General features: G+C 70.7%; 26 protein-coding genes and 1 riboswitch. Of the genes, 13 read left to right on the top strand and 13 right to left on the bottom strand.

From position 1 onward, the window contains the following. Positions 1–23: 23 nt before the first annotated feature. The 3 genes from ACIQD7_RS21735 to ACIQD7_RS21725 form a co-directional block, all read right to left on the bottom strand. A complete protein-coding gene (locus ACIQD7_RS21735) occupies positions 24–1055 on the bottom strand; it encodes an alanine racemase (RefSeq protein WP_121830689.1) in 1032 nt (343 codons plus the stop codon). 102 nt (positions 1056–1157) lie between these two features. Next, positions 1158–2276, bottom strand: coding sequence for a peptidoglycan bridge formation glycyltransferase FemA/FemB family protein (locus ACIQD7_RS21730; protein WP_351970613.1), 1119 nt, complete (start codon positions 2274–2276; stop codon positions 1158–1160). Positions 2277–2486: 210 nt separating this feature from the next. Next, positions 2487–2789, bottom strand: a complete 303-nt coding sequence (locus tag ACIQD7_RS21725) for a hypothetical protein (protein WP_121830687.1) — start codon at positions 2787–2789, stop codon at positions 2487–2489. Positions 2790–3084: 295 nt separating this feature from the next. On the opposite strand from ACIQD7_RS21725, the gene rpsF reads away from it, so the two are divergent. The 4 genes from rpsF to rplI all read left to right on the top strand — a co-directional run bounded on the left by rpsF (position 3085) and on the right by rplI (position 4796). Continuing rightward, the gene (gene rpsF, locus ACIQD7_RS21720) at positions 3085–3375 is read left to right on the top strand and encodes a 30S ribosomal protein S6 (RefSeq protein ID WP_015034882.1); all 291 of its coding nucleotides are present in this window, start codon (positions 3085–3087) and stop codon (positions 3373–3375) included. A 74-nt stretch (positions 3376–3449) separates the two neighbouring features. Continuing rightward, entirely contained in the window at positions 3450–4037 is a 588-nt protein-coding gene (locus tag ACIQD7_RS21715; protein WP_402443526.1) for a single-stranded DNA-binding protein, read from the top strand. 57 nt (positions 4038–4094) lie between these two features. Next, positions 4095–4331 (top strand): 30S ribosomal protein S18, encoded by a 237-nt coding sequence (rpsR, locus tag ACIQD7_RS21710; protein WP_005315025.1) that lies wholly within the window; start codon positions 4095–4097, stop codon positions 4329–4331. An 18-nt stretch (positions 4332–4349) separates the two neighbouring features. Further along, complete coding sequence (gene rplI, locus ACIQD7_RS21705) at positions 4350–4796, top strand: 50S ribosomal protein L9 (RefSeq protein WP_121830685.1); 447 nt, start codon at positions 4350–4352, stop codon at positions 4794–4796. A gap of 142 nt (positions 4797–4938) precedes the next feature. Here rplI and ACIQD7_RS21700 read toward each other — a convergent pair whose 3' ends face one another. After that, the gene (locus ACIQD7_RS21700; protein ID WP_402443524.1) at positions 4939–6276 is read right to left on the bottom strand and encodes an MATE family efflux transporter; all 1338 of its coding nucleotides are present in this window, start codon (positions 6274–6276) and stop codon (positions 4939–4941) included. 439 nt (positions 6277–6715) lie between these two features. Here ACIQD7_RS21700 and dnaB point away from each other — a divergent pair, with 439 nt between their 5' ends. Then, positions 6716–8176, top strand: a complete 1461-nt coding sequence (dnaB, locus tag ACIQD7_RS21695; protein ID WP_063885203.1) for a replicative DNA helicase — start codon at positions 6716–6718, stop codon at positions 8174–8176. Between the two features lie 105 nt (positions 8177–8281). Here the strand turns inward: dnaB and ACIQD7_RS21690 are convergent, their stop codons facing one another. After that, positions 8282–9004, bottom strand: a complete 723-nt coding sequence (locus tag ACIQD7_RS21690; RefSeq protein ID WP_402443522.1) for a DUF6193 family natural product biosynthesis protein — start codon at positions 9002–9004, stop codon at positions 8282–8284. Between the two features lie 173 nt (positions 9005–9177). Between ACIQD7_RS21690 and ACIQD7_RS21685 the strand changes: the two genes are divergently transcribed. Next, entirely contained in the window at positions 9178–9492 is a 315-nt protein-coding gene (locus ACIQD7_RS21685; RefSeq protein WP_402443520.1) for a hypothetical protein, read from the top strand. 79 nt (positions 9493–9571) lie between these two features. Beyond that, complete coding sequence (locus ACIQD7_RS21680) at positions 9572–10954, top strand: serine hydrolase domain-containing protein (RefSeq protein WP_402443518.1); 1383 nt, start codon at positions 9572–9574, stop codon at positions 10952–10954. A gap of 65 nt (positions 10955–11019) precedes the next feature. On the opposite strand, the gene ACIQD7_RS21675 is transcribed toward ACIQD7_RS21680, so the two are convergent. The 3 genes from ACIQD7_RS21675 to ACIQD7_RS21665 all read right to left on the bottom strand — a co-directional run bounded on the left by ACIQD7_RS21675 (position 11020) and on the right by ACIQD7_RS21665 (position 13058). Next, positions 11020–11472 (bottom strand): GNAT family N-acetyltransferase, encoded by a 453-nt coding sequence (locus ACIQD7_RS21675; protein ID WP_402443516.1) that lies wholly within the window; start codon positions 11470–11472, stop codon positions 11020–11022. Between the two features lie 37 nt (positions 11473–11509). Then, the gene (locus ACIQD7_RS21670; protein WP_121830680.1) at positions 11510–11968 is read right to left on the bottom strand and encodes a MarR family winged helix-turn-helix transcriptional regulator; all 459 of its coding nucleotides are present in this window, start codon (positions 11966–11968) and stop codon (positions 11510–11512) included. A 226-nt stretch (positions 11969–12194) separates the two neighbouring features. Continuing rightward, positions 12195–13058 (bottom strand): GNAT family N-acetyltransferase, encoded by an 864-nt coding sequence (locus ACIQD7_RS21665; RefSeq protein ID WP_402443513.1) that lies wholly within the window; start codon positions 13056–13058, stop codon positions 12195–12197. Between ACIQD7_RS21665 and ACIQD7_RS21660 the strand changes: the two genes are divergently transcribed. Further along, positions 13029–14609 (top strand): globin domain-containing protein, encoded by a 1581-nt coding sequence (locus ACIQD7_RS21660; protein ID WP_402443793.1) that lies wholly within the window; start codon positions 13029–13031, stop codon positions 14607–14609. The two genes, ACIQD7_RS21665 and ACIQD7_RS21660, sit on opposite strands and share 30 nt — an antisense overlap. A 10-nt stretch (positions 14610–14619) precedes the next feature. On the opposite strand, the gene ACIQD7_RS21655 is transcribed toward ACIQD7_RS21660, so the two are convergent. The 4 genes from ACIQD7_RS21655 to ACIQD7_RS21640 form a co-directional block, all read right to left on the bottom strand. Beyond that, the gene (locus ACIQD7_RS21655; RefSeq protein WP_030206841.1) at positions 14620–15099 is read right to left on the bottom strand and encodes an NUDIX domain-containing protein; all 480 of its coding nucleotides are present in this window, start codon (positions 15097–15099) and stop codon (positions 14620–14622) included. A 55-nt stretch (positions 15100–15154) separates the two neighbouring features. Beyond that, positions 15155–16051, bottom strand: coding sequence for a LysR family transcriptional regulator (locus ACIQD7_RS21650; protein WP_402443511.1), 897 nt, complete (start codon positions 16049–16051; stop codon positions 15155–15157). A gap of 235 nt (positions 16052–16286) precedes the next feature. Next, positions 16287–17459, bottom strand: coding sequence for a cystathionine gamma-lyase (locus ACIQD7_RS21645; protein ID WP_402443509.1), 1173 nt, complete (start codon positions 17457–17459; stop codon positions 16287–16289). Positions 17460–17468: 9 nt separating this feature from the next. Next, positions 17469–17846 carry a phage holin family protein gene (locus ACIQD7_RS21640; RefSeq protein WP_121830675.1) on the bottom strand — a complete coding sequence of 126 codons (378 nt, stop codon included), beginning with the start codon at positions 17844–17846 and terminating at the stop codon, positions 17469–17471. A 51-nt stretch (positions 17847–17897) separates the two neighbouring features. Here ACIQD7_RS21640 and ACIQD7_RS21635 point away from each other — a divergent pair, with 51 nt between their 5' ends. The 4 genes from ACIQD7_RS21635 to ACIQD7_RS21620 all read left to right on the top strand — a co-directional run bounded on the left by ACIQD7_RS21635 (position 17898) and on the right by ACIQD7_RS21620 (position 20739). Further along, positions 17898–18215 carry a cupin domain-containing protein gene (locus ACIQD7_RS21635; RefSeq protein ID WP_121830674.1) on the top strand — a complete coding sequence of 106 codons (318 nt, stop codon included), beginning with the start codon at positions 17898–17900 and terminating at the stop codon, positions 18213–18215. A 720-nt stretch (positions 18216–18935) separates the two neighbouring features. Continuing rightward, positions 18936–19154 (top strand): DUF5326 family protein, encoded by a 219-nt coding sequence (locus ACIQD7_RS21630; protein ID WP_351970601.1) that lies wholly within the window; start codon positions 18936–18938, stop codon positions 19152–19154. Positions 19155–19395: 241 nt separating this feature from the next. After that, the gene (locus tag ACIQD7_RS21625; protein WP_161372675.1) at positions 19396–20160 is read left to right on the top strand and encodes an IclR family transcriptional regulator; all 765 of its coding nucleotides are present in this window, start codon (positions 19396–19398) and stop codon (positions 20158–20160) included. Between the two features lie 138 nt (positions 20161–20298). Further along, complete coding sequence (locus ACIQD7_RS21620) at positions 20299–20739, top strand: SsgA family sporulation/cell division regulator (protein WP_030206856.1); 441 nt, start codon at positions 20299–20301, stop codon at positions 20737–20739. A gap of 105 nt (positions 20740–20844) precedes the next feature. Here ACIQD7_RS21620 and ACIQD7_RS21615 read toward each other — a convergent pair whose 3' ends face one another. Next, positions 20845–22221: a YibE/F family protein gene (locus tag ACIQD7_RS21615; protein WP_402443504.1), complete on the bottom strand. Its 1377-nt coding sequence runs from the start codon at positions 22219–22221 to the stop codon at positions 20845–20847. A gap of 71 nt (positions 22222–22292) precedes the next feature. After that, positions 22293–22439, top strand: a riboswitch (TPP riboswitch). Here ACIQD7_RS21615 and thiC point away from each other — a divergent pair. Beyond that, complete coding sequence (gene thiC / locus ACIQD7_RS21610; RefSeq protein WP_161372673.1) at positions 22433–24202, top strand: phosphomethylpyrimidine synthase ThiC; 1770 nt, start codon at positions 22433–22435, stop codon at positions 24200–24202. (Overlaps the previous riboswitch by 7 nt.) The last annotated feature ends 100 nt before the right edge of the window (positions 24203–24302 follow it).

The following is a 24302-nucleotide window of genomic DNA, read 5'->3' as shown; positions in this document are numbered from 1 at the left end:
CCCGAGGGCCCCGGACCGGACGGTCAGCGCTCGACGAGCCGGTCGAACTGCGTCGTGGTGTGGCGCAGGTGCGCCACGAGCTCGTCGCCGACCCGGGGCTCCTGGGCGTCGGCGGGCACGAACAGGATCGACACCTGCATGTGCGGCGGCTCGGCGAACCAGCGCTGCTTCCCGGCCCACACGAACGGCGACAGGTTCCGGTTGACGGTGGCGAGACCGGCCCGCGCCACGCCCTTGGCGCGCGGCATGACGCCGTGCATCGCCTTGGGCGCCTCCAGGCCCACGCCGTGCGAGGTGCCGCCGGCGACGACGACCAGCCAGCCGTCCGACGCGGCCTTCTGCTGGCGGTAGCCGAACCGGTCGCCCTTGGAGACCCGGGTCACGTCGAGGACCGCGCCCCGGTACTCCGTGGCCTCGTGGTCGCCCAGCCAGAGCCGGGTGCCGATGCGGGCGCGGAAACGCGTCTGCGGGAACTGCTGCTGGAGCCGGGCCTGCTCCTCGGCCCGCAGGTGGCTGACGAACATGGTGTGCAGCGGCAGCCGGGCGTTCCGCAGCCGGTCCATCCAGGCGATGACCTCCTCGACGGCGTCGGTGCCGTCCGGGCGGTCCAGCGGGAGGTGGAGGGCGAAGCCCTCCAGGCGCACGTCCTCGATGGCGGCGTGGAGCTGGTGGAGCTCCTCCTCGCGCACGCCGTGCCGCTTCATCGAACTCATGCACTCGATCACGACCCGGGCGCCCACCAGGGCGTGGACGCCGTCCACGGAGGACACCGAGCGCACCACCCGGTCGGGCAGCGGAACCGGTTCCTCGCCCCGGCGGAAGGGGGTGAGGACCAGCAGGTCGCCGCTGAACCAGTCCTTGATCCGCGCGGCCTCGTACGTGGTGCCCACGGCGAGCATGTCGGCGCCGAACCGGGCCGCCTCGTCCGCGAGCCGCTCGTGCCCGAAGCCGTAGCCGTTGCCCTTGCAGACGGGGATGAGGCCGGGGAACCGGTCGATGACCGACTTCTGGTGCGCCCGCCAGCGAGCGGTGTCGACGTACAGGGAGAGCGCCATGGCCGGCCCGGAACCTTTCTGATGGCAGCGATGAGTCACAGGTGTGTACGAGGGTACGGAACCGCGCGCCACGGCGCCGTGCCGTGCCGCGCGCCCGGCCGGTCAGCGCCGGGACATGTACATGTCGAGCGCCTTGTGCAGCAGCTTGTTCAGCGGGAAGTCCCACTCGCCGACGTACTCGACGGCCTCGCCGCCCGTGCCCACCTTGAACTGGATGAGGCCGAAGAGGTGGTCGGTCTCGTCGAGGGAGTCCGAGATGCCCCGCAGGTCGTAGACGGTCGCGCCCATCGCGTAGGCGTCGCGCAGCATCCGCCACTGCATCGCGTTCGAGGGCCGGACCTCGCGCCCGATGTTGTCGGAGGCGCCGTAGGAGTACCAGACGTGCCCGCCGACGACGAGCATGGTCGCGGCGGAGAGGTTCACCCCGTTGTGCCGGGCGAAGTACAGCCTCATGCGGTTGGGGTCCTCGCTGTTGAGGACGGTCCACATGCGCTGGAAGTACGAGAGCGGGCGCGGCCGGAAGTGGTCGCGGACGGCCGTGATCTCGTACAACCGCTGCCACTCGGCCAGGTCCTCGTAGCCGCCCTGGACGACCTCGACGCCAGCCTTCTCGGCCTTCTTGATGTTGCGGCGCCACAGCTGGTTGAAGCCCTTGAGGACGTCGTCGAGCGAGCGGTTCGCGAGCGGCACCTGGAAGACGTAGCGGGGCTGCACGTCGCCGAAGCCGGCGCCGCCGTCCTCGGCCTGCTGCCAGCCCATCTTCCGCAGCCGGTCCGCGACCTCGAAGGCGCGCGGCTCGATGTGGCTGGCCTCGACGTCCTTGAGGCGCTTGACGTCCGGGTTCTGGATGCCGGACTTGATGGCGGCCGAGTCCCAGCGGCGGATGACGACCGGCGGGCCCATCTTCACGGAGAAGGCGCCCTGCTGCTTGAGGTGCGCCAGCATCGGCTGCAGCCAGTCGTCGAGGTTGGGCGCGTGCCAGTTGATGACCGGGCCCTCGGGCAGGTAGGCCAGGTAGCGCTTGATCTTCGGGAGCTGGCGGTAGAGCACCAGGCCGACGCCGACGAGCTCGCCGCTCCTGTCGAACCAGCCGAGGTTCTCCGAGCGCCACTCGGTCTTCACATCGGCCCAGGCCGGGACCTGACAGTGGCTCGCGGCGGGCTGGCTCTGGATGTACGCCAGATGCTGCTCACGGCTGATGGTCCTCAGGGTCAGGCTCATGCGGGGCGCTCCTCGGCAGGTGTGTCCCCATCGGTCAGGGGCTCCGGCTCTCGCGCCGAAGCCTACTGTGACCGGGGAGCGCCCCGGATGTCCGTACGGGCCCTGACGTGCCGGGGGGCTCGTCCGATCGGCCCCAGGGGTCCGCCGGACGGGTCCGGTTCCGCCGGGCGGTCCTCCCGGGACCGTCCGGCGGTCTTCCGGCGTCCGGGGTCAGCCGAAGAGGCCGCCGTGGGCCATGCCGAGGTAGAAGCCGACCGCCGCCGCGCCGAGGCCGACGATCAGGAGGAAGCGCTCGCGGGTCGTCGCGGAGATGAACTGGCCGTATCCGCCGGTCAGGATCCCGATCAGGCCCGCCCAGGAGCTGAGCAGGTGGAGGCTGTGGAACTGCGCGGTGACGAAGGCGAGGACGCCGAGCACCAGCGTCACGCCGACCAGGGTGTCCTGGAGCGGGTGGGGTTTGCCGTCGGTGGCGAAGAGGGAGTGGCCGGGGTCGCGTCGCATTGCCTGTGCCATGGGGCACCTCCTGGCGTGCTTGCCGGAAGGCGGCGCATCGTAGCGCCGCCGACATCCGTTGTGTACAGATTGCGTCCCTTCACCTGGGAATTTCAACCGGAAGCGGTTGTACGGGTACGCTGTACGGTCTGCACCGGTGTCTGCCCAGGTCCCTCCCGGGATCCCGGCGGTGCTCCTCGTCCGACCCGTTCGGCGAGGGGGACTGTCAGTGGTGGCGGATACCGTTGTTCACGCATCACGACCCTCCTGCCACGGAACGACCGTGGCCGCTGAGTCCAAAGGAGGTGGGTTCCACATGCGTCACTACGAGGTGATGGTCATCCTCGACCCCGATCTCGAGGAGCGCGCTGTCTCCCCGCTGATCGAGAACTTCCTCTCCGTCGTCCGTGAGGGCAACGGAAAGGTCGAGAAGGTCGACACCTGGGGCCGTCGTCGTCTCGCCTACGAGATCAAGAAGAAGCCCGAGGGCATCTACTCGGTCATCGACCTGCAGGCCGAGCCTGCGGTCGTCAAGGAGCTCGACCGACAGCTCAACCTGAACGAGTCGGTCCTCCGGACCAAGGTCCTCCGTCCCGAGACCCACTGAGCTTCTAGCTCAGAGGTCATCGGGTCCGAGTAGCAACACAGCAGCCAGAAGCAATCCCGCCGAGAGGTTCCCCCATGGCAGGCGAGACCGTCATCACGGTCGTCGGCAATCTTGTCGACGACCCCGAGCTGCGCTTCACCCCGTCCGGTGCGGCGGTCGCGAAGTTCCGTATCGCGTCCACCCCCCGCACCTTCGACCGCCAGACCAACGAGTGGAAGGACGGCGAGAGCCTCTTCCTCACCTGCTCGGTCTGGCGTCAGGCGGCGGAGAACGTCGCCGAGTCGCTCCAGCGAGGCATGCGCGTCGTCGTGCAGGGCCGGCTGAAGCAGCGGTCCTACGAGGACCGTGAGGGCGTCAAGCGCACGGTCTACGAGCTGGACGTCGAGGAAGTCGGCCCCAGCCTCAAGAACGCCACGGCCAAGGTCACCAAGACCACCGGTCGCGGCGGCCAGGGTGGATACGGCGGCGGCGGCCAGCAGGCCGGCGGCGGTGGCGGCTGGGGTGGAAACTCCGGCGGTGGCCAGCAGGGTGGCGGCGGTGCTCCCGCCGACGACCCGTGGGCGACCGGCGCTCCCTCCGGCGGCGGCCAGCAGGCCGGTGGCGGCGGTGGCGGCTGGGGTGGGAACTCCGGCGGCGGCTACTCGGACGAGCCCCCCTTCTAGGGCACGCCCTCGAAGCAGCTCGTACCCAAAACTTCTTGATCACACAGGAGAAACACCATGGCGAAGCCGCCTGTGCGCAAGCCTAAGAAGAAGGTCTGCGCGTTCTGCAAGGACAAGACCGCGTACGTGGACTACAAGGACACGAACATGCTGCGGAAGTTCATTTCCGACCGCGGCAAGATCCGTGCCCGCCGCGTGACCGGCAACTGCACGCAGCACCAGCGTGACGTCGCCACGGCCGTCAAGAACAGCCGTGAGATGGCGCTGCTGCCCTACACGTCCACCGCGCGATAAGGAAAGGGTGACCGACCAATGAAGATCATCCTGACCCACGAGGTTTCCGGCCTCGGCGCCGCTGGCGACGTCGTCGACGTCAAGGACGGCTACGCTCGCAACTACCTGGTCCCGCGCGGTTTCGCGATCCGCTGGACCAAGGGTGGCGAGAAGGACGTGGCGCAGATCCGCCGCGCCCGCAAGATCCACGAGATCGCGACCATCGAGCAGGCCAACGAGATCAAGGCCCGCCTCGAGGGCACGAAGGTCCGTCTGGCCGTTCGCTCCGGCGACGCCGGCCGTCTCTTCGGCTCCGTGACCCCGGCCGACATCGCATCGGCGATCAAGACCGCGGGTGGCCCGGACGTCGACAAGCGTCGCGTCGAGCTCGGTTCGCCGATCAAGACCCTGGGCTCGCACCAGGTGTCCGTGCGTCTGCACCCCGAGGTCGCCGCGAAGCTCGGCGTCGAGGTCGTCGCCGCGTAACGCTGCCCCTGGCAGTGCATGTGCTCGCGCATGAAGGAAGGGCCGTACCCCTTGGGGTGCGGCCCTTCCGCCGTGTCGGGCGCCTTCTCCGGTGTCGGCGGCGGCCTTCCCCCGTTTCACGTGAAACGGGAAGCGCAGGGGGTCAGCGGGTGGCGCCCGTGACGATCCAGCGGCCCGAGCGGGAGCGGAGCCAGAGCGTCAGCATCCGGACCGTCATCATCAGCGTCATCGCCCACCACACCGCGGTGAGCCCGCCGCCGAGGGCCGGGATCAGCAGGGCGACCGGGGCGAAGACGGCGAGGGTCAGCAGCATGGCCCAGGCCAGGTAGGGGCCGTCTCCCGCGCCCATGAGGACGCCGTCGAGGACGAAGACCACCCCGGCGATCGGCTGGGAGACCGCGACCACGAGCAGGGCCGGGAGCAGGGCGTCCTGGACCGCGGTGTCGCCGGTGAAGAGCGGGATGAACAGGGGCCGGGCGAGGACCAGGAGCGCGCCGAGCACCACTCCGGAGACCACGCCCCACTGAACCATGCGGCGGCAGACCTGCCGGGCCCCGTCCGGGTCGTCCGCGCCGAGGTAGCGGCCGATGATGGCCTGGCCCGCGATGGCGATCGCGTCGAGGGCGAAGGCCATCAGGCTCCACAGGGACAGGATGATCTGGTGGGCGGCGACCTCGGTGTCCCCCAGCCGGGCGGCGACGGCCGTGGCGATCATCAGGACCGCCCGGAGCGAGAGCGTACGGACGAGGAGCGGGACGCCGGCCCGGGCGGACGCCCGGATGCCGGACGCGTCGGGGCGCAGGGAGGCGCCGTGGCGGCGGGCGCCCCGCACGACCACGGTGAGGTACGCGACGGCCATGCCGCACTGGGCGATGACCATGCCCCAGGCGGAGCCGGCGACGCCGAGCCCGGCTCCGTAGACCAGGACGACGTTGAGCACGCCGTTGGCCGCGAAGCCGCCGATCGCCACGTAGAGCGGGGTACGGGTGTCCTGGAGGCCGCGCAGGACGCCGGTGGCGGCCAGGACGACCAGCATGGCGGGGATGCCGAGGCTGGAGATCCGGAGGTAGGTGACGGCGTGGGGGGCGGCGGTGTCGGAGGCGCCGAAGACGTCGACGAGCCAGGGCGCGGCCGGCAGGGTCAGGGCGACGACGGCGGTGCCGAGGAGGAGCGCGAGCCAGATGCCGTCCATGCCCTGCCGGATGGCGGCCGGGAGGTCGCCCGCGCCCACGCGCCGGGCGACGGCCGCCGTGGTGGCGTAGGCGAGGAAGACGAAGACGCTGACGGCGGTGGAGAGGAGGGCCGCGGCGATCGCGAGGCCCGCGAGCTGGGGGGTGCCGAGGTGGCCGACGATGGCGCTGTCGACCATGAGGAAGAGCGGCTCGGCGACGAGGGCGCCGAAGGCCGGCAGGGCGAGGGAGACGATCTCGCGGTCGTGCTGACGACGGACGGCCTTGGGGGTCGGGGGAGCCTGACTCATGGGAGCAATCTAATCTTCCACAGGTAACAGATACAAGGTGTCTATGACCCTTACCTGTGGAGAGCGGGGGGCTCCGGATGTGGGCCGTTTGTTCTGATCTTGGCCCGGGAGGAAAAGTTTTTCTCCCCCACAGCCGGTGGATGGCAAAAGGCCAGGTCACATGGGTGGTGTGGAGAGCGGTATGAGTTTGTCCACAAGGCTGTCCCCCGCTCTGTGCACAGGATCCGGCAAGTTCTCCACAGCATTGGGGCGTTCACCCACAGGGCCTGTGGATAACCGGATTGGCTGGAGCTCTCCACAGGCCTACCCTGGTCCGTCGCCCGACGTCCCGGAAGCGGTCGCGAAGCCACTCTCTGATCAGGTCCGTGGCGTGAAAGAGTGGCACGGCTAGGTCCGCGGAGCGGACGGAGGAGGTGGCTTGGTGAGCGTTCCCGAGGCCCTGGACGACCCCTGGGCCGACAGCGGACCGAGCGACCGGCTGCCCACCCGTACCCGGGGCGAACGCGGTCGCGGCCGCGGGCGCGACGACCAGCACGAGCGGGGCGGCGAAGGCCCCTGGGACGGCGGACTCTCCGGGTTCGAGCGTGTCCCCCCGCAGGACCTCGACGCCGAGCAGTCCGTCCTCGGCGGCATGTTGCTCTCCAAGGACGCCATCGCGGACGTCGTGGAGATCATCAAGGGCAACGACTTCTACAAGCCCGCGCACGAGACCGTGTACGCGGCGATCCTCGACCTCTACGCCAAGGGCGAGCCGGCCGACCCGATCACGGTCGGCGCCGAGCTCACCAAGCGCGGCGAGATCACCCGGGTCGGCGGAGCCTCCTACCTCCACACCCTGGTCCAGTCGGTGCCGACCGCGGCCAACGCCTCGTACTACGCCGAGATCGTCCACGAGCGCGCCGTCCTGCGCCGGCTCGTGGAGGCGGGCACCAAGATCACGCAGATGGGGTACGCGGCCGACGGGGACGTCGACGAGATCGTGAACTCGGCCCAGGCCGAGATCTACGCGGTCACCGAGCAGCGCACCACCGAGGACTACCTGCCGCTCGGCGACATCATGGAGGGGGCGCTCGACGAGATCGAGGCGATCGGCTCCCGCAGCGGCGAGATGACCGGTGTGCCGACCGGCTTCACCGACCTCGACTCGCTGACCAACGGACTGCACCCCGGTCAGATGATCATCATCGCGGCCCGTCCCGCCATGGGTAAGTCGACGCTCGCCCTGGACTTCGCCCGCGCGGCCTCCATCAAGCACAACCTGCCCAGCGTCATCTTCTCCCTCGAAATGGGCCGCAACGAGATCGCGATGCGCCTGCTCTCGGCCGAGGCCCGGGTCGCGCTTCACCACATGCGCTCCGGCACGATGACCGACGAGGACTGGACGCGCCTGGCCCGCCGGATGCCGGACGTCTCCCAGGCCCCCCTCTACATCGACGACTCGCCCAACCTGTCGATGATGGAGATCCGGGCGAAGTGCCGGCGGCTCAAGCAGCGCAACGGCCTCAAACTCGTCATCATCGACTACCTCCAGCTCATGCAGTCGGGCGGTTCGAAGCGCCAGGAGAGCCGTCAGCAAGAGGTCTCCGACATGTCGCGAAACCTCAAGCTCCTCGCCAAGGAGCTGGAACTGCCGGTGATCGCGCTCTCCCAGCTGAACCGTGGCCCCGAGCAGCGCACCGACAAGAAGCCGATGGTCTCCGACCTGCGTGAGTCCGGCTCGATCGAGCAGGACGCCGACATGGTGATCCTGCTGCACCGCGAGGACGCCTACGAGAAGGAGTCCCCGCGCGCGGGCGAGGCGGACATCATCGTCGGCAAGCACCGAAACGGCCCGACGGCCACGATCACCGTCGCCTTCCAGGGCCACTACTCCCGCTTCGTGGACATGGCCCAGACCTGACGGGCCCGGCGCGGGGTCTCGTGTCCGGCCTCGGGGGCCACGAGTCCCGTCCGGGCTCGTCGGATCGCGGTCCGGCCGTCACGGAGGCCGGGCGGGGGGCGAGCGCTACGAAGGCCGTTGGTCGTCGGCGGTGCCGGCGACCGCCGGTCCGCAGTTCGCCGGAAGTCCGCTCACCACCAGAGCGACCGCCTGCTCGGCGGTGTCCGCCTCGCCGAGCACCGTTCCCCGCGAGGGGCCGTGGACCCGGAATCCTCCGTCGCTCAGCGGAACGACGAACGGCACGTCACGCGGGTACGGATACCCGGTGCGGGTGCTGAAATGAAGCGACCAGTGGCTGCTGAACGGAAGCAGTCGGCGCAGGCGTGGTTCGGCGTGCGCGAGCTCGGCGACCTGCAGCATCCGAGCGGCGAATCCCAGGCGGTCCGACTCCTGGCGCAGCCCTTCCACGAGTCGGCGCCAGGTCAGCGCGACCGCCTCGGCCGGGCCCTTCTCATGGGCTTCGGCCAGCTCGCCGACCTCGACGAACGGGCTCACCTCGCGGATCTCCGCGAGGCTCAGGCCCTTCCGCCACGCCTCCAGGGCCCGTGCCATCTCGCCCAGGTCCCGCGTCGCCCCCGAGACCAGCTGCACTCCCCTGCACCAGCCGCTGAAGAAGAACCACCGCTCCTCGGACCCCAGGCCGATCCAGCATGCCTTCCGGTCGGCCACCGTGCTCTCGACGCCTGCCGACCGGAGCGGGTCCGAAGCGTCCACGAGAACCCCGCCCAGGGAGAGGCCGAGGTCGGCGGCCACGGCCTCCAGTGCTCCGGCGAAGCTGCCGGCGGACACCAGGTCCGGGTACAGGGAAGCATCGGCCGTGCGTGGCTCATGCCGGGCGGAAGGCGTCGCGTTCGAGGTCACCGGGGCAGTCTGCCCCCCCGTGACGGGGAATCCGCCATGACCGTGAGGCCTGTCCGTGGGGCCATGTCCGTGAGGTCGGTGGACTTCGTCATCATGGGCCGGTGACGACATGGATGCGCTGTTACTGGGACGAGGAAGACATCTGGTTCTACTTCGAGGTCGACGCCGAAGGCTGGGTGACCCGGCAGGTCGAGCTCCAGGGCCCGGCGGCGACTCCGATCGCGGCCGCTTCCCTCGAAGAATGGCAGCGGGCCCAAGAGGCGGGCCGCCTCGCCGAGTACGAGGGCAGGTTCGGGATCACGGCTGAGCTGTCCGTCTCGGAGTGGGAGGGCCACGACCCCGAGGAGCTGACCTCCGACCGGTTCGAGGAGGTCTGGGACGCGGCCCGCCGGGAGATCGCGGCTCGGCCGTCCTGACCCCTGGAGCGGCCGTGGGGGAATGCCGCCCGTCCTGTCCCGGGGCCGCCGGGGTGCGGGATCGCGTTGGATGGGGGCCATGACGACATCTTTCGAAGCTCTGCTGCCCGGGACCGAACGGGCCCTGCTGCACCGGGTCGCGGTGGCCCAGACCGAAGGGCGGACGCCCTCCTTCGTGGGGGCGGTGGTCCGTGACGGGGCACTGGTGTGGAGCGGATCGCGCAGCTGCGTGGACGGTCACGCGCCCGACGCCGACACGCAGTTCAGGATCGGCTCGATCACCAAGGTGTTCACCGCCGTTCTGGTGATGCGGCTGCGGAACGAGGGGATCCTCCGACTGGACGATCCGCTGGAGCGGCACCTCAAGGGGACGGGCGTCGGTGAGGTGACGATCGCTCAACTCCTCACCCACAGCGGTGGTCTCGCGGCCGAGACGCCCGGCGCGTGGTGGGAGCGTTCGTCCGCGGCGTTGCGGCCGGAGCTCTCCGACGTCCTGGGCGAGCGCCCCTTCCTCCGGTCGCCGGGGCACCGCCACCACTACTCCAACCCCGGCTACACCCTGCTCGGTTCACTGGTCGAGGAGCTGCGCGGACGGCCCTGGGAGGAGGTGCTGCGGCACGAGATCCTGGAGCCGCTGGGGATGGACCGTACGACGGTCGATCCGGTGGCTCCGCACGCCGGTGGCTGGGCGGTGCACCCCTGGGCCGACGTGATGCTGCCCGAACCGTCCGAGGACCTCGGTCTGATGGCACCGGCGGGACAGCTCTGGTCGACGGCGGCCGACCTCGCCCGGTTCGCCGCCTTTCTCGCGGAGGGGGACGACCGGGTGCTCGGCGCGGCCTCCGTGGCGGAGATGCGCGCTCCGGCCTCCCCGGCCGGCGAGGGGGAATGGGAGGGCGGCTACGGGCTCGGACTCCAGCTCCTGCGCAGGGACGGTCGGACCCTGATCGGCCACACCGGCTCCCTGCCGGGCTTCGTCGCCTGCCTGTGGGTGAGCGTGGAGGACGGCCTCGCGGGGATCGCCCTCTCCAACGCCACCTCGGGGCCGCTGGTGGGGGCCGTGGCCGCCGATCTCGTACGGATCGTGGCGGAGGCCGAGCCGAGGCTCCCGGAGCCGTGGCGCCCCCTACCCGAGGCGGAGGTCGACGAGGAGCTGCTGTCCCTGACCGGGCCCTGGTACTGGGGCACGTACGCCTACGGACTGCGGCTCGGTCCCGAGCGCGGTGTGGTGCTCGAACCCCTGCGGGGCGCCGGACGGCGGGCCCGGTTCCGGGCACTGCCCGACGGCGGCTGGGTCGGCCTGAACGGCTACTACGAGGGGGAGACGCTTCGGGTGGTGCGCCGCCCCGACGGAAGCGTGAGCCATCTCGACCTCGGCTCCTTCGTCTTCACCCGCGAGCCGTACGCGCCGGGTGACGCGGTGCCGGGAGGCGTGGACGAGGCGGGCTGGCGCGGCCTCTGAACCCCGGGCGGCCGTTTCACGTGAAACACCCGGTTTCACGTGAAACGGCGCACCGGGCGGGAGAGTCAGAGGGACTTCTTGAAGCCCACGTGGGACGCCTCGAAACCGAGCCGCTCGTAGAAGCGGTGGGCATCGGTACGGGTGGCGTCGGAGGTCAGCTGGACGAGGCTGCACCCCTGTCGGCCGGACTCCTCGACGGCCCACTCGACGAGCCGTGTCCCGAGGCCGCTGCCGCGCTCGTCGGCGTGGACGCGGACGGCCTCGATGATCGAACGGGTGGTCCCCCGACGGGAGAGCCCCGGGACGATCGTCAGCTGAAGGGTGCCGACGACCTTGTCCTCGCGGACGGCCACCACGGGAAGCTGGTGGGGGTCGTTCGCCAGACGCTCGAAGGCGGCGAGGTACGGGGCGAGGTCGTCGGGAGATTCGCGCTGCGTGCCCAGGGGGTCGTCGGCGAGCAGGGCGACGACGGCCGGGAGGTCTTCGACGGTGGTCGGACGTATCTCAAGATCGCTCATGCGATGCAGGGTACGTCCGACCGTTTCCGCGCCGGGGTCAGGCGGGGGTGCCCACGCCCTCCACGACCTGGACCAGCGGGGCCAGCTCGGGGTTCTCGGCCGCTTCGTCGAGGGCCTCACGCAGGGCGCTGTCGTTGGTGGGGCGGGCCTCTTCGAGGAGCTTCAGGCCCTCCTCGGTCACGTCGGTGTAGATGCCGCGCCGGTCGGTGGCGCAGAGGTACCGGGTGAGCAGACCGCGGTCTTCGAGCCGGGTGACGAGCCGGGTGGTGGCGCTCTGGCTGAGCACGACCGCGTCGGCGACCTGCTTCATCTGGAGGTGGCCGCCGGGGCCGCTGTGCTGGCGGCTGAGGACGTCGAGCAGCGAGTACTCCCGCACGCTCAGACCGTGACGGGATTCCAGGGCGCGCTCGATGTGGGACTCGATCCTGCCGTGCAGCAGGGAGAGGGCGCACCAGCGCTGGGAGAGCGCGGTGAGGGCGGGGTCCGTCGCGGTCATGCTTTCTCCTCGGTCTCTCCTCGGCACCGGAGTGGCTCGGATCCCAGGGTAAAGGATGAAACGCAATAATGCGCGTCTGCAAGTAAATCTGCCCCGGAGGCCCGGAGGCCCGGAGGCCCGGAGGCCCGGAGGCCCGGAGGCCCGGAGGCCCGGAGCCGGGCGCGAGGGCCGTGCCGCCCGGCTCCGGGCCGGTCCAGTCCGTCCCGGGCCGGGTCCGTACCGAGGCCTAGCCCGCCGCGACCGTGAGAGGGGCGAAACGGCGGCGCCAGTCGCCGGGGAGGTCCGGCAGGGAGCGGACCATCACCGCGTTCGTGGCGATCGCGTCGATGCCGTTCTCCTTCGCCCAGCTCAGCAGGGACGTGTGGCGCACGTCGATGTCCGTGCGCAGGGGCCGGTCGGTGGCGGCGGCCAGGGAGGCGATCAGGGCCTTGGCCGTGGCCGGGTCCCGGGCGATCAGCGGTCCGACGACATGGGTGTCCATGTTGGGCCAGGCCGCCGCGAAGCCCGTGATCTCGCCGTCCTCCTCCGCGACCCGGAGGTGGTCCGCGAAGGCGGGGAGCCGGGTGATCACCGGGGTGCGGTCGAGGCCGAAGACCTCCAGGTCCAGGCGGAGGATCGCCTGGAGGTCCTCCGCCGTCGCCGGGCGGACCGGGACGGCCGGGGCGGGCGTGGTGAAGGTGAAGCGCCCGCGCACCATCTCCGCACGGCTCGTCTGCGTGAAGCCCAGCTGTTCGTAGAGGGGCTGCCCGTTCGGCGTGGCGTGCAGGGTGAGCGGGGTGTCCCCGGCCTCCTCCAGGATGTACCGCATGAGCCGGCGTCCCACCCCTTGGCGCGCGTACCGCTCGGCGACGAGCACCATGCCGATCGCGGCCAGCCCCGGTCCGTACGAGGTGACCACGCAGCAGGCGAGCAGCCCCTTCCCCGCGGGGTCGTCGATGCCGTACCCGGTGCCGGCGGTGAGCAGGAAGCCCCACTTGTGCTCCTCACGAGGCCATCCCCGGTTCTCGGAGAGGTCGGCGCAGGCGAGGAGGTCGTCGTGGGTGAGGCGCCGGACGGGGAGCTGTGCGAGGGCGGGGGGAGAAATCGGCATGTCTTTCAGGCTCTCCGACGCCGTGATCCTCCGTCCACTGCTTTACCGGATCCGGTCGGCCCCGAGAGGTGTGTTCGTCCCGTCCCGTGGCATACGGACGATGTTTCACGTGAAACCCGGAGCGGACGACCCGACCCTGACTCCAGCCCGCCCGGAACCGATCCCGGCCCGACTCCGACCCCCCGGAGGAGCCCTGACCGTCCACCGGAAGAACCCCGGCCCAAAACAGCGCAGCCTAGCCAGAAAACCGGCCCTATGGACCGAGAACACCACTTTCCGTCCCCGAAGGCGGTCGGACCCCTCATGCTGCGTTCACGGAAGCCCGGCCGGCATGAGGCGAGGCACATGATGGATGCTCCGACCACCACGACGGACGCGAAGGACGCGGACGAGCACGAACCCCCGCCGGTGGACGGGAAGGAACCCCCGATCTCCCGAGGACCCTCCGCCGACGCGGTCCTCGTCCGCCGCACCCTGGCGGAGATCGCACCGATCGCCGACCGGGTGACCTCGTACTTCTACGCCCTGCTCTTCGTACGGCACCCCGGGCTGCGCGACATGTTCCCCGTCGCCATGGACACCCAGAGGGACCGGCTGCTCAAGGCCCTGCTGACGGCGGCCGAGCACATGGACGACGCCCCGGTCCTCACCGCGTACCTGCAGAACCTCGGCAGGGGGCACCGGAAGTACGGCACCCACTCCACCCACTACCCGGCCGTCGGCGAGGCCCTCGTCGGCGCCCTCGCCCGGTACGCGACGACCTGGGACGACGCGACCCAGGCGGCCTGGGTGCGCACGTACACGACGATCTCCCAGATCATGATCGACGCGGCGGCGGAGGACGAGCGGACCGCCCCCGCCCAGTGGCACGCCGAGGTGGTCTCCCACGACCTGCGCACCCCGGACGTCGCCGTCGTCACGCTCCGGCCCGACCAGCCCTACCCCTTCCTCGCCGGGCAGTACACGACGCTGGAGACCCCGTGGTGGCCGCGGATCTGGCGCCACTACTCCTTCGCCTCGGCGCCGCGGCCGGACGGGCTGCTCTCCCTCCACGTGAAGGCCGTCCCGGCCGGCTGGGTGTCCAACGCGCTGGTCCACCGGGCGCGCCCCGGGGACGTGCTGCGGCTCGGGCCGCCGAGCGGCTCCATGACGGTCGACCACTCCACGGACACCGGTCTGCTCTGCCTGGGCGGCGGTACGGGGATAGCGCCGATCAAGGCCTTGGTCGAGGACGTCGCCGAGCACGGGGACCGGCGGCCGGTCGACGTCTTCTACGGGGCGCGCAGCGGTCACGACCTCTACGACATCGACACGATGCTGAGGCTCCAGAAGACCTTCCCGTGGCTCTCCGTCCACCCGGTCACCGGGGCGCAGGGGCACCTCCCGGACGCGGTCTGCCGCTACGGGCCCTGGGGCGAGCGCGACGCCTACCTCTCGGGTCCGCTGGGCATGGTCCGGCGCGGGGTGGACGCGCTGCGGGGCGCGGGAGTCCCCTCGGAGCGCATCCGCCACGACTTCCTCGCCGAGCTGGCCCCCGCGACGTCCGGCTAGACCGGACCCGTCAGCCCAGGTCCGGGGCGTGCATCGCGCGGACTCCCTCGATGTTGCCGTCGAGGTAGTGGCGCAGGGAGAGCGGGACGAGGTGCACGGCCGCGATGCCGACCCGGGTGAAGGGCACCCGGACGATCTCGTACTCGCCGACGGGCTCCTCGATCTCGGGTCCGTGCCGCAGGGAGGTGTCCATGGAGCCGAGCCGGCACACGAAGAAGTGCTGGACCTTCACTCCGGAGATCCCGCCGTCGACGATGTGTTCGACGGTGTCGACGAAACAGGGCACCACGTCGGTGATCTTGGCGCCCAGCTCTTCGAGCACCTCGCGGTGCAGGGCCTCGACGACGGTGGAGTCGGTGGGCTCCACGCCGCCGCCGGGCGTGAGCCAGTAGGGATCCATCCCCGGCTTGGTCCGCTTGATGAGGATGAGGTCGTCCCCGTCGAGCAGGATGGCGCGTGCGGTGCGCTTGATCACGGGCCGTTCGGTCATGTGAAGAAAATGGCCCGTTCGGAGGGGGCTGAAACGCGCCGGTCCCGGTGGGGGCTCACCAGTCCCCGGCGGCGTTCAGCAGCGCCTCGTGCGCGCGGGCGAGGTGCGCGAGCGCGAGCGTTCCCGTCCGTACGACCAGGAAGTAGGTTCGCAGCGGGGGCACCGGGGGATCGAGGAGCGCCACGAGCCGTCCCTGCTCCAGGGCCTCCTCGCACAGGTAGCGCGGCAGGACGGCGAGCCCGGATCCGGAGGCGGCGGAGTCCCGCACGGCCCGCAGGTCGGGGGCGATCACGGTGGCGGCGGCGGCCGGCCTGGTCTCGAAGACGCTCGCCCAGTAGCGGGACACGAAGGGCAGCGACTCGTGCACCTCGACCACCGGAAGCTGCTCCAGGACCACGGCGCCCTTGCTCAGGAGCACCTCGGGGGAGAGCCGGGCCGCCCAGCGCGGCGCCGCGACCAGGACGTGCTCCTCGTCGCAGAGCGGGGTGGAGACGAGCAGGCCGCCGCGCGGGCGGGCGGTGGTGATGGCGAGGTCGTGGTGACCGGCGGCGAGCCCGTCGAGGGTCTCCTCCGTGGTGACGGGGAAGGAGGTCCGCACGGCGAGGCCCCGGCCGACCAGCGGGGTGAGAGCGGGCAGGACACGGAGCGCGGTGAACTCCGGGGGACCGGCGACGTGGAGGGTCCGGACGCCGCTCTCCTCGTCGAGCCCGGTCTCGGTGATCTCGACGAGGGCGTCCAGGTGCGGGGCGGCGCGGTGCGCCAGCTCGTCGCCGATGGTGGTCGGGGTGACGCCGCGCGCCCGTCGCAGGAAGAGGGGTCGGCCCAACTGCCGTTCGAGCGTCCGGATCTGGCTGGTGACCGCGGGCTGGGAGAGGCCCAGGAGGGCCGCGGCCCGGGTGAAGGAGCCGGCCCGGTGCACCGTGACGAACGTCCGCAGCAGGGCAAGATCCACGTCCGCCCCCTCCCGGCCGTGCGGCCGTTCGACTCAGGCGGTCGGCTGACAGCGCCTCAGGACCGTCCAACTATAAATAAGTCGATAGGTCTCTGTCGCTACCGTGATTGGACACTGACGCTCGGTCAACTAGCCTTGTGCAGACGGTTTCCGCACGTGGAACCGAGGGCGTTCCGAGCCACGAGGGGGGAGGCTCGGAGCGCCCCGCTCCACGCGGGAGAACCGTACCCGCTGCTCAGCCGGCCGAACCGGCCTCGTCGAGGGCGCGCAGCACGTCGGCGATCAGGTCCTCGGGGTCCTCGGCGCCGACGGAGAAGCGGATGAAGCCCTCCGCGACCGCGTCCCCGCCCCAGCGCCTGCGCCGCTCCGCCGTGGAGCGCACCCCGCCGAAGCTGGTGGCGTCGTCCACGAGCCGCAGCTCCTCCAGGAACCGCTCGGCCCGCTTCCGGTCCGCCAGCTCGAAGGAGACCACCGGTCCGAAGCGCCGCATCTGCCGGGCGGCCACCGCGTGCGAGGGGTCGTCGGGAAGGCCCGGGTAGCGCAGCCCGGTGACGTCCGCCCGCCCGGCGAGCGTCCGCGCCAGTTCCAGCGCGGTCGAGCACTGGCGGTCGATCCTCAGGTGGAGCGTGGCGAGCGAGCGGTGCGCGAGCCAGGCCTCCATGGGGCCGGGAATGGCGCCGACGATCTTGCGCCAGCGCCGGACCTCCGCCGCCCGCTCGGGATCGCGGCAGCTCACGTGGCCGAGCAGGACGTCGCCGTGCCCGGTCATGCCCTTGGTGTCGCTGGCGACGGAGAAGTCCGCGCCCAGCTCCAGGGGCCGCTGGCCGAGGGGGGTGGCCAGGGTGTTGTCGACGGCGACGAGCGCGCCCGCGGCGTGGGCCTCGTGGACCAGGCGGCGGATGTCGCAGACGTCGAGTCCGGGGTTGGACGGGGTTTCGATCCACAGCAGCCGGGCCCCTTCGAGGACGGCGAGCTGGCCGTCGCCCCCGGTCGGGGCGGTGCGGACCTCGATCCCGTACGCCCGCAGCTGCTCGTGGAGCAGGGGGAGCGCCTGGTAGCCGTCGGCCGGGAGCACCACGGCGTCGCCGGACTTCAGCTGGGAGAGCAGGACGGCGGAGATCGCGGCCATGCCGGAGGCGAAGACCAGCGTCTCGACGCCCTCCTCCCCCGGCGCCTCCAGCTCGCCGATCGCCCGCTCCAGATGGGTCCAGGTGGGGTTCTCGTCACGGCCGTAGGTGTACGGGCCGGTCGGCTCGCCCGGCAGGTGGAAGTGCGCGGCGAAGACCGGGCCCGGGAGGGTTGGCTCGTACTTCACCGGTTCGGGCAGTCCGGCCCGCACCGCGCGGGTCCCGTCGCCGAGCGCGGCGGCCTTGGGGCCGGGTCCTGAGGTGTGTTCCTGGTGCGTCACGGTGCCCGCTCAGTCCTGGTCGGGGAGCACGACGTTCAGTGCCCACGAGACGACGGAGATGATCAGGCCGCCCAGGACCGCGGTCCAGAAGCCCTCCACGTGGAAGCTGAGGTCGAGCTTGTCGGCCAGCCAGGAGGTGAGGAGCAGCATCAGGGCGTTCACCACGAGGGTGAACAGGCCGAGCGTCAGGACGAAGAGCGGAAGTGTGAACAGCTGGACGACCGGCTTCACCAAGAAGTTCACCAGCCCGAAGACCAGTGCGACGAGAATGAGGGTCAGGACCTTCTTGCCGGTGCTCTCGCCGGTGAGGGTGATGTCCTGGAGCAGCCAGATGGCGACTCCCAGGGCGCCCGCGTTCGCGAGCGTCTTGACTACGAAATTCATCATGTGTCTGATCGTGGCAGACGTGATCGGGCCGAGGGCAGGGGCTGACGGGCGATGAAGGCATTCCGGCTGGACGAGCTGGAGGCGGAGCGTGCCGCGAACAAGGGCGCGTACCTCCAGTTCCTGCGGGAGCGGAACATGTCGGTCGGCCTGTACGCGCTCGACGCGGGGGAGCTCGACCCGCAGCGGCCGCACGGGCAGGACGAGGTGTACTTCGTGGTGAGCGGCCGGGCGGCGATCACGGTCGGGACGGAGACGACCCAGGTGGCGCGCGGCAGCGTGGTCTACGTGCCGGCCGGGGTGGAGCACAAGTTCCACCACATCAGCGAGGACCTGCGGGTCATGGTGGTCTTCTCGCCTCCGGAGGGCTGAGCGGGAGGCGGGGGGCACGGAAGGTCGAGCGGGCCCCGGGGCTCCAGCACCCTGGGGTGCCGGACCGACCGCAAGGTTTTGGGCCCGGGCTCGGGAGTTCCGGGCCGTCCCCAGGGCTCCGAGGGATCGAGCTGACCCCAGACCCCCAGGGCCCATGCTGTGGAGGGCCAGCCGCCCAGGAACCCCGCAGGGCCGAGCTGGCCTCGGGGGCCCGGCCCTCAAGTCCCCAGAGGATCGGGGCGACCTCAGTACTCCGGCCCCAAGCCCCTGGAGGATCGGGGCGACCTCAGTACTCCGGCCCCAAGCCCCTGGAGGATCGGGGCGACCTCAGTACTCCGGCCCCGAGCCCCTGGAGGGCCAGGCCGACCTCAAACCCCTGGAACCCAGCCCCCGGAGGACCGGCCGACCCCAGGACCCCGCAGGACCGAGCTGACCCCGGGGCCCCGGCCCTCAAGCCCCCGAAGGTCCGGGTCGACCTCAGCACCCGGGCCCCCGGAGTACCCGGGCCCCGCACTTCCAGGCCCTCGGCCTCTCACCCCGGAAGGCCCGGCCACCCCCCAGAACCCCGCCCCGCATCCGGGCGGCGGCCCCCATCCCCCTAGGGGTCGGATCAGGGGAGAGCGGGGGCCCCGCGGCCCCCCGCGGTCCCTTCGGACGCCTAGCCTTGAGGGTGTTCGGCGCGGAGTGCGCGGGACGGACCTTCGGAAGCGAGGTAGGACGATGGCCGTACAGGAGATGCTCGCGGGAATGCCCTGGTGGGTGAAGTGGGTCGCCATACCCGCCCTCGCCCTGCTCGTCTTCGGCGGACTGATCACCAGCGTCCTGACCTTCGTGATCGGTCTCCTCTTCAAGGTGCTGCTCTTCGTGGCCCTCGTCGCCGGACTGATCTACGTCGTACGGAAGTTCAGCTCCTCCGGCCGGTCGCGCGAGGACTGGTAGCACAAGCTACTCATCGGTATGGCGGCACGGGGGAGTGTTAGCCCGGGCGGGGGAACGGGCCGGGCTAAACGGGGTGGGGGCCCAAGGGCTGCCACTACAGTGGAATCTCTCCGCCGCGATGGGGACTACAGGCGTAGACCTCCTTACTGACCAGCGGTTTCCCAGGCCCGGCGGGCGCGGGGGCGGCCCCCGCGGGCGGGTGCGACGCATCCGTCGTCACGCCTGGGGGTGACCTTTGGCCATGGCTTCGCAGACGACCGCTCCTACCCTGATCGGCTCGGTGCAACGCGCGCTGAGACTCCTGGAGGCGGTCGCCTCCCACCCGGACGGCGCCCCGGCGAAACAGCTCGCCCGTGAGACCGGCCTTCCGCTGCCCACCACGTACCACCTGCTCCGCACCCTGACGCACGAGGGCTATCTGCTCCGCGAGAAGGGCGTGTTCGTCCTGGGGGACGCCGCCGTCAGGCTGGCCGGCGGCGCGGCTGTGCAGAATCGTCGCATCAAGATCGAAAACTCTCTCGCCCGCTGGCGGGACGAGATCGGCGTCCCGATCTACTTCGCCGTCTACCGCGAGGGAGAGGTCGAGCTCGTCGCCGTCGCCGACACCCCCTCCGCCCCCGCAGTGGAGGAATGGGCCGATTTCCGCGAGACGGCGCACGCTCATGCGATCGGGCAGTGCATCTTGAGCCAACTTGATCCGGGAACTCGTCAAGACCACCTTGACCGCCACCCGGTGGAATCCATCACCCCGTACACGGTGAGTAACCGAAGTGCGCTTTTGGATCGTTTGGGCGGTTTGGGGAGAATGGAACCCCTGGTGGAGCGTCAGGAATATGCGCTCGGCACGGTCTGCGCCGCAATCCCCCTCACCGTGGGCTCCGCGGCGGCCGCAATGGCGATTTCCCTCCCCCTCCACCAGCAAGAACGGTTGCTCCCAGCAGTCGAGCGACTACGCACCGAGATCGGAAGGCTCTTCGGGTCGCTCGCGTTCTCTATCAGTATCTGAAAAATCACTCCTTGTGATCTGCTAGTGCTTACAGCACGATTGCGTCAAGAGGGCCACGGGGGATCATTCCTGGCCGTTTCGGTCACAGCTTTCAGCAGCTGTGTTTACACAACTGCTTCATCTACTGCGGGGTACATGATGCGAGAGTCGGTTCAGGCCGAGGTCCTGATGAGCTTCCTCGTCTCCGAGGAGCTCTCCTTCAAGATCCCGGTCGAACTGCGGTATGAGACCCGGGATCCCTATGCGGTGCGGATGACGTTCCACCTCCCCGGGGACGCACCCGTGACCTGGGCCTTCGGCCGTGAACTGCTGCTCGACGGGATCAACCGGCCGAGCGGGGACGGCGATGTGCACATCGCCCCGACCGAGCCCGAGCGGCTCTCGGACGTCTCCATCCGGCTCCAGGTCGGCGGTGACCGCGCCCTGTTCCGGGCCAGCGCGCCGCCGCTCGTCGCCTTCCTCGACCGTACGGACAAGCTGGTTCCGCTCGGTCAGGAACGGACACTCGGCGACTTCGAGGACAACCTGGAGGCGGCGCTGGGCCGGATCCTCGCCGAGGAGAACGCCGGCCCGGCCTGAGACGAGCACACCGTCACCGACCCGTACCGATCCGGACCCTTCCGCGTGGCCGACCCCCCGAGCCGGCGCGCCGACGGACCGGACGTACCACCCGGTGCGTGCGCGTCACTTGGCGCGTCGGCGGCGTCCGCCCCGCGCCGGTGAGGGCTTCCGGCCGCCGGTCCCCGGGCGGTCGGTGCCCTCCGCGCGGTCGGCGGAGACCACGAGCGCCGCGAGCGCCGTGGTGACCGGGACGGACGCCACCAGACCGATCGACCCGACCAGCGTCCGGACGATCTCCTCGGCCACCAGCTCGCTGTTGGCCACCGTCCCCATGCTGCTCTGCGCGATGGAGAAGAGCAGCAGCAGCGGCAGGGCGGCGCCCGCGTAGGCGAGCACCAGCGTGTTCACGACCGAGGCGATGTGGTCGCGGCCGATCCGGATCCCCGCCCGATACAGGCCGCGCGGTCCCATGCCCGGATCGGCCTGGTGCAGCTCCCAGACGGCCGAGGTCTGGGTGACCGTCACGTCGTCGAGCACACCGAGCGAACCGATGATCACACTGGCCAGCAGGAGGCCGGACATGTCGATGTCCGGATAGAGCCCCTTGATCAGGCCGGTGTTGTCGTCGGTGTTGCCGCTGAGCGAGGCCCAGCCGATGAAGAGCGAGCCGAGCAGTCCGATGAGCAGCAGCGAGATCAGCGTGCCCAGCACCGCGACCGAGGTGCGGGCCGAGAGGCCGTGGCACATATAGAGCGCGATCAGCATGATCGCGCTCGATCCGACCACCGCCACCACCAGCGGATTCGACCCCTGCAGGATCGCGGGCAGGATGAAGAACATCAGCACCAGGAAACTCACGGCGAGCGCGACCAGGGCCATCAGCCCCCGCATCCGCCCGACCGCCACGACCGCGAGGGCGAAGATGCCGGCGAGCACCGCCAACGGCACCTTGCGGTTCACGTCCGTCACCGAATACTGCAGGTCGTACGGGGCGTCGGGGGCGTACGCCACCACCACGCCCTGACCCTCCTCCAGTTGGCGCGGGGCGCCCGGCTGCACGATCTCGGTGAACTCGCGCCCCTTGTTCGGACCGGTGGTGACCTCGACCTTCGCCCGCTTGCACTCCCCCTGCTGGGCCTCGACCGCCTCGCGCCCCTCCGGGGTGGAGGTGTCGCCGGTCGGCGGGACCTGACCCGCGTTCACGGCCTTGCAGTCGACCTGCTCGACGGAGACGACCCTGCCCTGCTCGGTCTGCCGGTCGAAGCCGACGCCGGTGCGCTCGTGCGGCGGGGCGCCGCCGGGCCACAGGACCGCGAGACCGACCAGGACGGCGGTGGCGAAGGGGACCAGGACGGCGGCGATGACCTTGCGGAGGTGTCGGGACACGGGCGCGGCGGGCCCGTGCGCGTGGCTGTGTCCATGCCCGGATCCATGGCCGTGGGAGGGGCCCGGACCGTGGGAGTGGTCGTGGGGCTCGGGGGGCTGCTGGGGGGAAGTCACCGACCGATCATCGCAAGAACGGCGGGGGCCCACTGTTCAGCACGCCCGGGATGACGCTAGCGTGGTGACACCTTTGCACACGCGGGAGCTCGGAGCACCGGGCTGAGAGGGCGCTGATCACCGTACGCGCGTACCGATGTACGTACGGGAGGAGGCTGCGCCGACCGCCGAACCTGTTACCGGGTAATGCCGGCGTAGGGAGATCGGTCTCATGACCATTCAGGATGCACGCACGCCTGCCACCAGCCAGGAAGGCCGCACGCCGGGCTGGCACAAGGGATACGTCCAGGGATCGCGCCCCGACCTGCGGGTGCCGGTCCGTCAGGTGCACCTCACCAACGGCAAGGACGTCACGCTGTACGACACGTCCGGCCCGTACACCGACCCCACCGTCGACACCGACGTGCGGCGGGGCCTGCCGCCGCTGCGCGAGAACTGGATCATCGCGCGCGGCGACACCGAGGAGTACGCGGGCCGCCCGGTCCGCCCCGAGGACGACGGCATCAAGCACACCTCGCCGCGCGGCGGCGGCCTCAAGAACCTCGACGCCGTCTTCCCCGGCCGCCCCCGGCTGCCGCGCCGGGGCCGCTCCGGCCAGGCGGTGACGCAGCTCGCGTACGCCCGCCGTGGCGAGATCACGCCGGAGATGGAGTACGTCGCGATCCGCGAGAACGTCTCCCCCGAGGTCGTGCGCGAGGAGATCGCGGCGGGCCGGGCCGTGCTCCCGGCGAACGTCAACCACCCGGAGATCGAGCCGATGATCATCGGCAAGCGGTTCCTGGTGAAGGTCAACGCCAACATCGGCAACTCCGCCGTCACCTCCTCCATCGAGGAGGAGGTGGAGAAGATGACCTGGGCGACCAAGTGGGGCGCCGACACGGTCATGGACCTGTCCACCGGCCGCAACATCCACACCACCCGCGAGTGGGTGCTGCGCAACTCCCCCGTGCCGATCGGCACCGTCCCGCTCTACCAGGCCCTGGAGAAGGTCGACGGCAGGGCCGAGGAGCTGAGCTGGGAGATCTACAAGGACACGGTGATCGAACAGGCCGAGCAGGGCGTCGACTACATGACGGTGCACGCCGGCGTGCTCCTGCCGTACGTGCCGCTCACCGCGCGCCGCAAGACCGGCATCGTCTCGCGCGGCGGCTCGATCATGGCCGCCTGGTGCCTCGCGCACCACAAGGAGAACTTCCTCTACACGCACTTCGAGGAGCTCTGCGAGATCCTGGCGGCGTACGACGTCACGTACTCGCTCGGCGACGGCCTGCGGCCCGGCTCGATCGCGGACGCCAACGACGCGGCGCAGTTCGCGGAGTTGAAGACGCTCGGCGAGCTCAACACGATCGCCAAGCGGCACCACGTCCAGACGATGATCGAGGGCCCCGGGCACGTCCCGATGCACAAGATCAAGGAGAACATCGACCTCCAGCAGGAGATCTGCGAGGAGGCGCCGTTCTACACGCTCGGCCCGCTGACCACGGACGTCGCGCCCGCGTACGACCACATCACCTCGGGCATCGGCGCGGCGATGATCGCCTGGTGGGGCACGGCGATGCTCTGCTACGTGACGCCCAAGGAGCACCTGGGCCTGCCCAACCGCGACGACGTGAAGACCGGCGTCATCACCTACAAGATCGCGGCCCACGCGGCGGACCTCGCCAAGGGCCACCCGGGTGCCCAGGAGTGGGACGACGCGCTCTCGGACGCGCGCTTCGAGTTCCGCTGGGAGGACCAGTTCAACCTGGCCCTCGACCCGGACACCGCCCGCGAGTTCCACGACGAGACGCTCCCGGCGGAGCCCGCGAAGACCGCGCACTTCTGCTCGATGTGCGGTCCGAAGTTCTGCTCGATGAAGATCTCCCAGGACATCCGCCGCGAACACGGCGGCACGGAGCAGGAGATCGAGGCCGGCATGGCGGAGAAGTCGAAGGAGTTCGCGGCGAGCGGCAACCGGGTCTACCTGCCGCTGGCGGACTGACGCCGGGTCCTTCGGGCGCGTCGTTCCGGGAAGGGCGAGGGGCTTCCCGGAACGGCGTTCCGGACATCCGGATCCCGTCGGCGCGATCAAGCGGGGCTTC

It is taken from the genome of Streptomyces sp. NPDC093071, from assembly GCF_044754545.1.
In the GTDB taxonomy this organism is placed as follows: domain Bacteria; phylum Actinomycetota; class Actinomycetes; order Streptomycetales; family Streptomycetaceae; genus Streptomyces.
Note: the sequence above shows the minus strand (reverse complement) of the source record. Positions and strands in the feature narration are given on the sequence as shown.

What these genes read in the sequence shown, in the direction of transcription:
- rpsR (WP_005315025.1), top strand. Translation starts at nt 4,095, where the DNA reads ATGGCGAAGCCGCCTGTGCGCAAGCCTAAGAAGAAGGTCTGCGCGTTC.
- thiC (WP_161372673.1), top strand. Translation starts at nt 22,433, where the DNA reads ATGACCATTCAGGATGCACGCACGCCTGCCACCAGCCAGGAAGGCCGC.
- ACIQD7_RS21715 (WP_402443526.1), top strand. Translation starts at nt 3,450, where the DNA reads ATGGCAGGCGAGACCGTCATCACGGTCGTCGGCAATCTTGTCGACGAC.
- ACIQD7_RS21675 (WP_402443516.1), bottom strand. Translation starts at nt 11,472, where the DNA reads ATGAGCGATCTTGAGATACGTCCGACCACCGTCGAAGACCTCCCGGCC.
- ACIQD7_RS21640 (WP_121830675.1), bottom strand. Translation starts at nt 17,846, where the DNA reads ATGATGAATTTCGTAGTCAAGACGCTCGCGAACGCGGGCGCCCTGGGA.
- rplI (WP_121830685.1), top strand. Translation starts at nt 4,350, where the DNA reads ATGAAGATCATCCTGACCCACGAGGTTTCCGGCCTCGGCGCCGCTGGC.
- ACIQD7_RS21635 (WP_121830674.1), top strand. Translation starts at nt 17,898, where the DNA reads ATGAAGGCATTCCGGCTGGACGAGCTGGAGGCGGAGCGTGCCGCGAAC.
- ACIQD7_RS21670 (WP_121830680.1), bottom strand. Translation starts at nt 11,968, where the DNA reads ATGACCGCGACGGACCCCGCCCTCACCGCGCTCTCCCAGCGCTGGTGC.
- ACIQD7_RS21630 (WP_351970601.1), top strand. Translation starts at nt 18,936, where the DNA reads ATGGCCGTACAGGAGATGCTCGCGGGAATGCCCTGGTGGGTGAAGTGG.
- ACIQD7_RS21730 (WP_351970613.1), bottom strand. Translation starts at nt 2,276, where the DNA reads ATGAGCCTGACCCTGAGGACCATCAGCCGTGAGCAGCATCTGGCGTAC.
- rpsF (WP_015034882.1), top strand. Translation starts at nt 3,085, where the DNA reads ATGCGTCACTACGAGGTGATGGTCATCCTCGACCCCGATCTCGAGGAG.
- ACIQD7_RS21655 (WP_030206841.1), bottom strand. Translation starts at nt 15,099, where the DNA reads ATGACCGAACGGCCCGTGATCAAGCGCACCGCACGCGCCATCCTGCTC.
- ACIQD7_RS21680 (WP_402443518.1), top strand. Translation starts at nt 9,572, where the DNA reads ATGACGACATCTTTCGAAGCTCTGCTGCCCGGGACCGAACGGGCCCTG.
- ACIQD7_RS21700 (WP_402443524.1), bottom strand. Translation starts at nt 6,276, where the DNA reads ATGAGTCAGGCTCCCCCGACCCCCAAGGCCGTCCGTCGTCAGCACGAC.
- ACIQD7_RS21725 (WP_121830687.1), bottom strand. Translation starts at nt 2,789, where the DNA reads ATGGCACAGGCAATGCGACGCGACCCCGGCCACTCCCTCTTCGCCACC.
- ACIQD7_RS21665 (WP_402443513.1), bottom strand. Translation starts at nt 13,058, where the DNA reads ATGCCGATTTCTCCCCCCGCCCTCGCACAGCTCCCCGTCCGGCGCCTC.
- ACIQD7_RS21620 (WP_030206856.1), top strand. Translation starts at nt 20,299, where the DNA reads ATGCGAGAGTCGGTTCAGGCCGAGGTCCTGATGAGCTTCCTCGTCTCC.
- ACIQD7_RS21625 (WP_161372675.1), top strand. Translation starts at nt 19,396, where the DNA reads ATGGCTTCGCAGACGACCGCTCCTACCCTGATCGGCTCGGTGCAACGC.
- ACIQD7_RS21735 (WP_121830689.1), bottom strand. Translation starts at nt 1,055, where the DNA reads ATGGCGCTCTCCCTGTACGTCGACACCGCTCGCTGGCGGGCGCACCAG.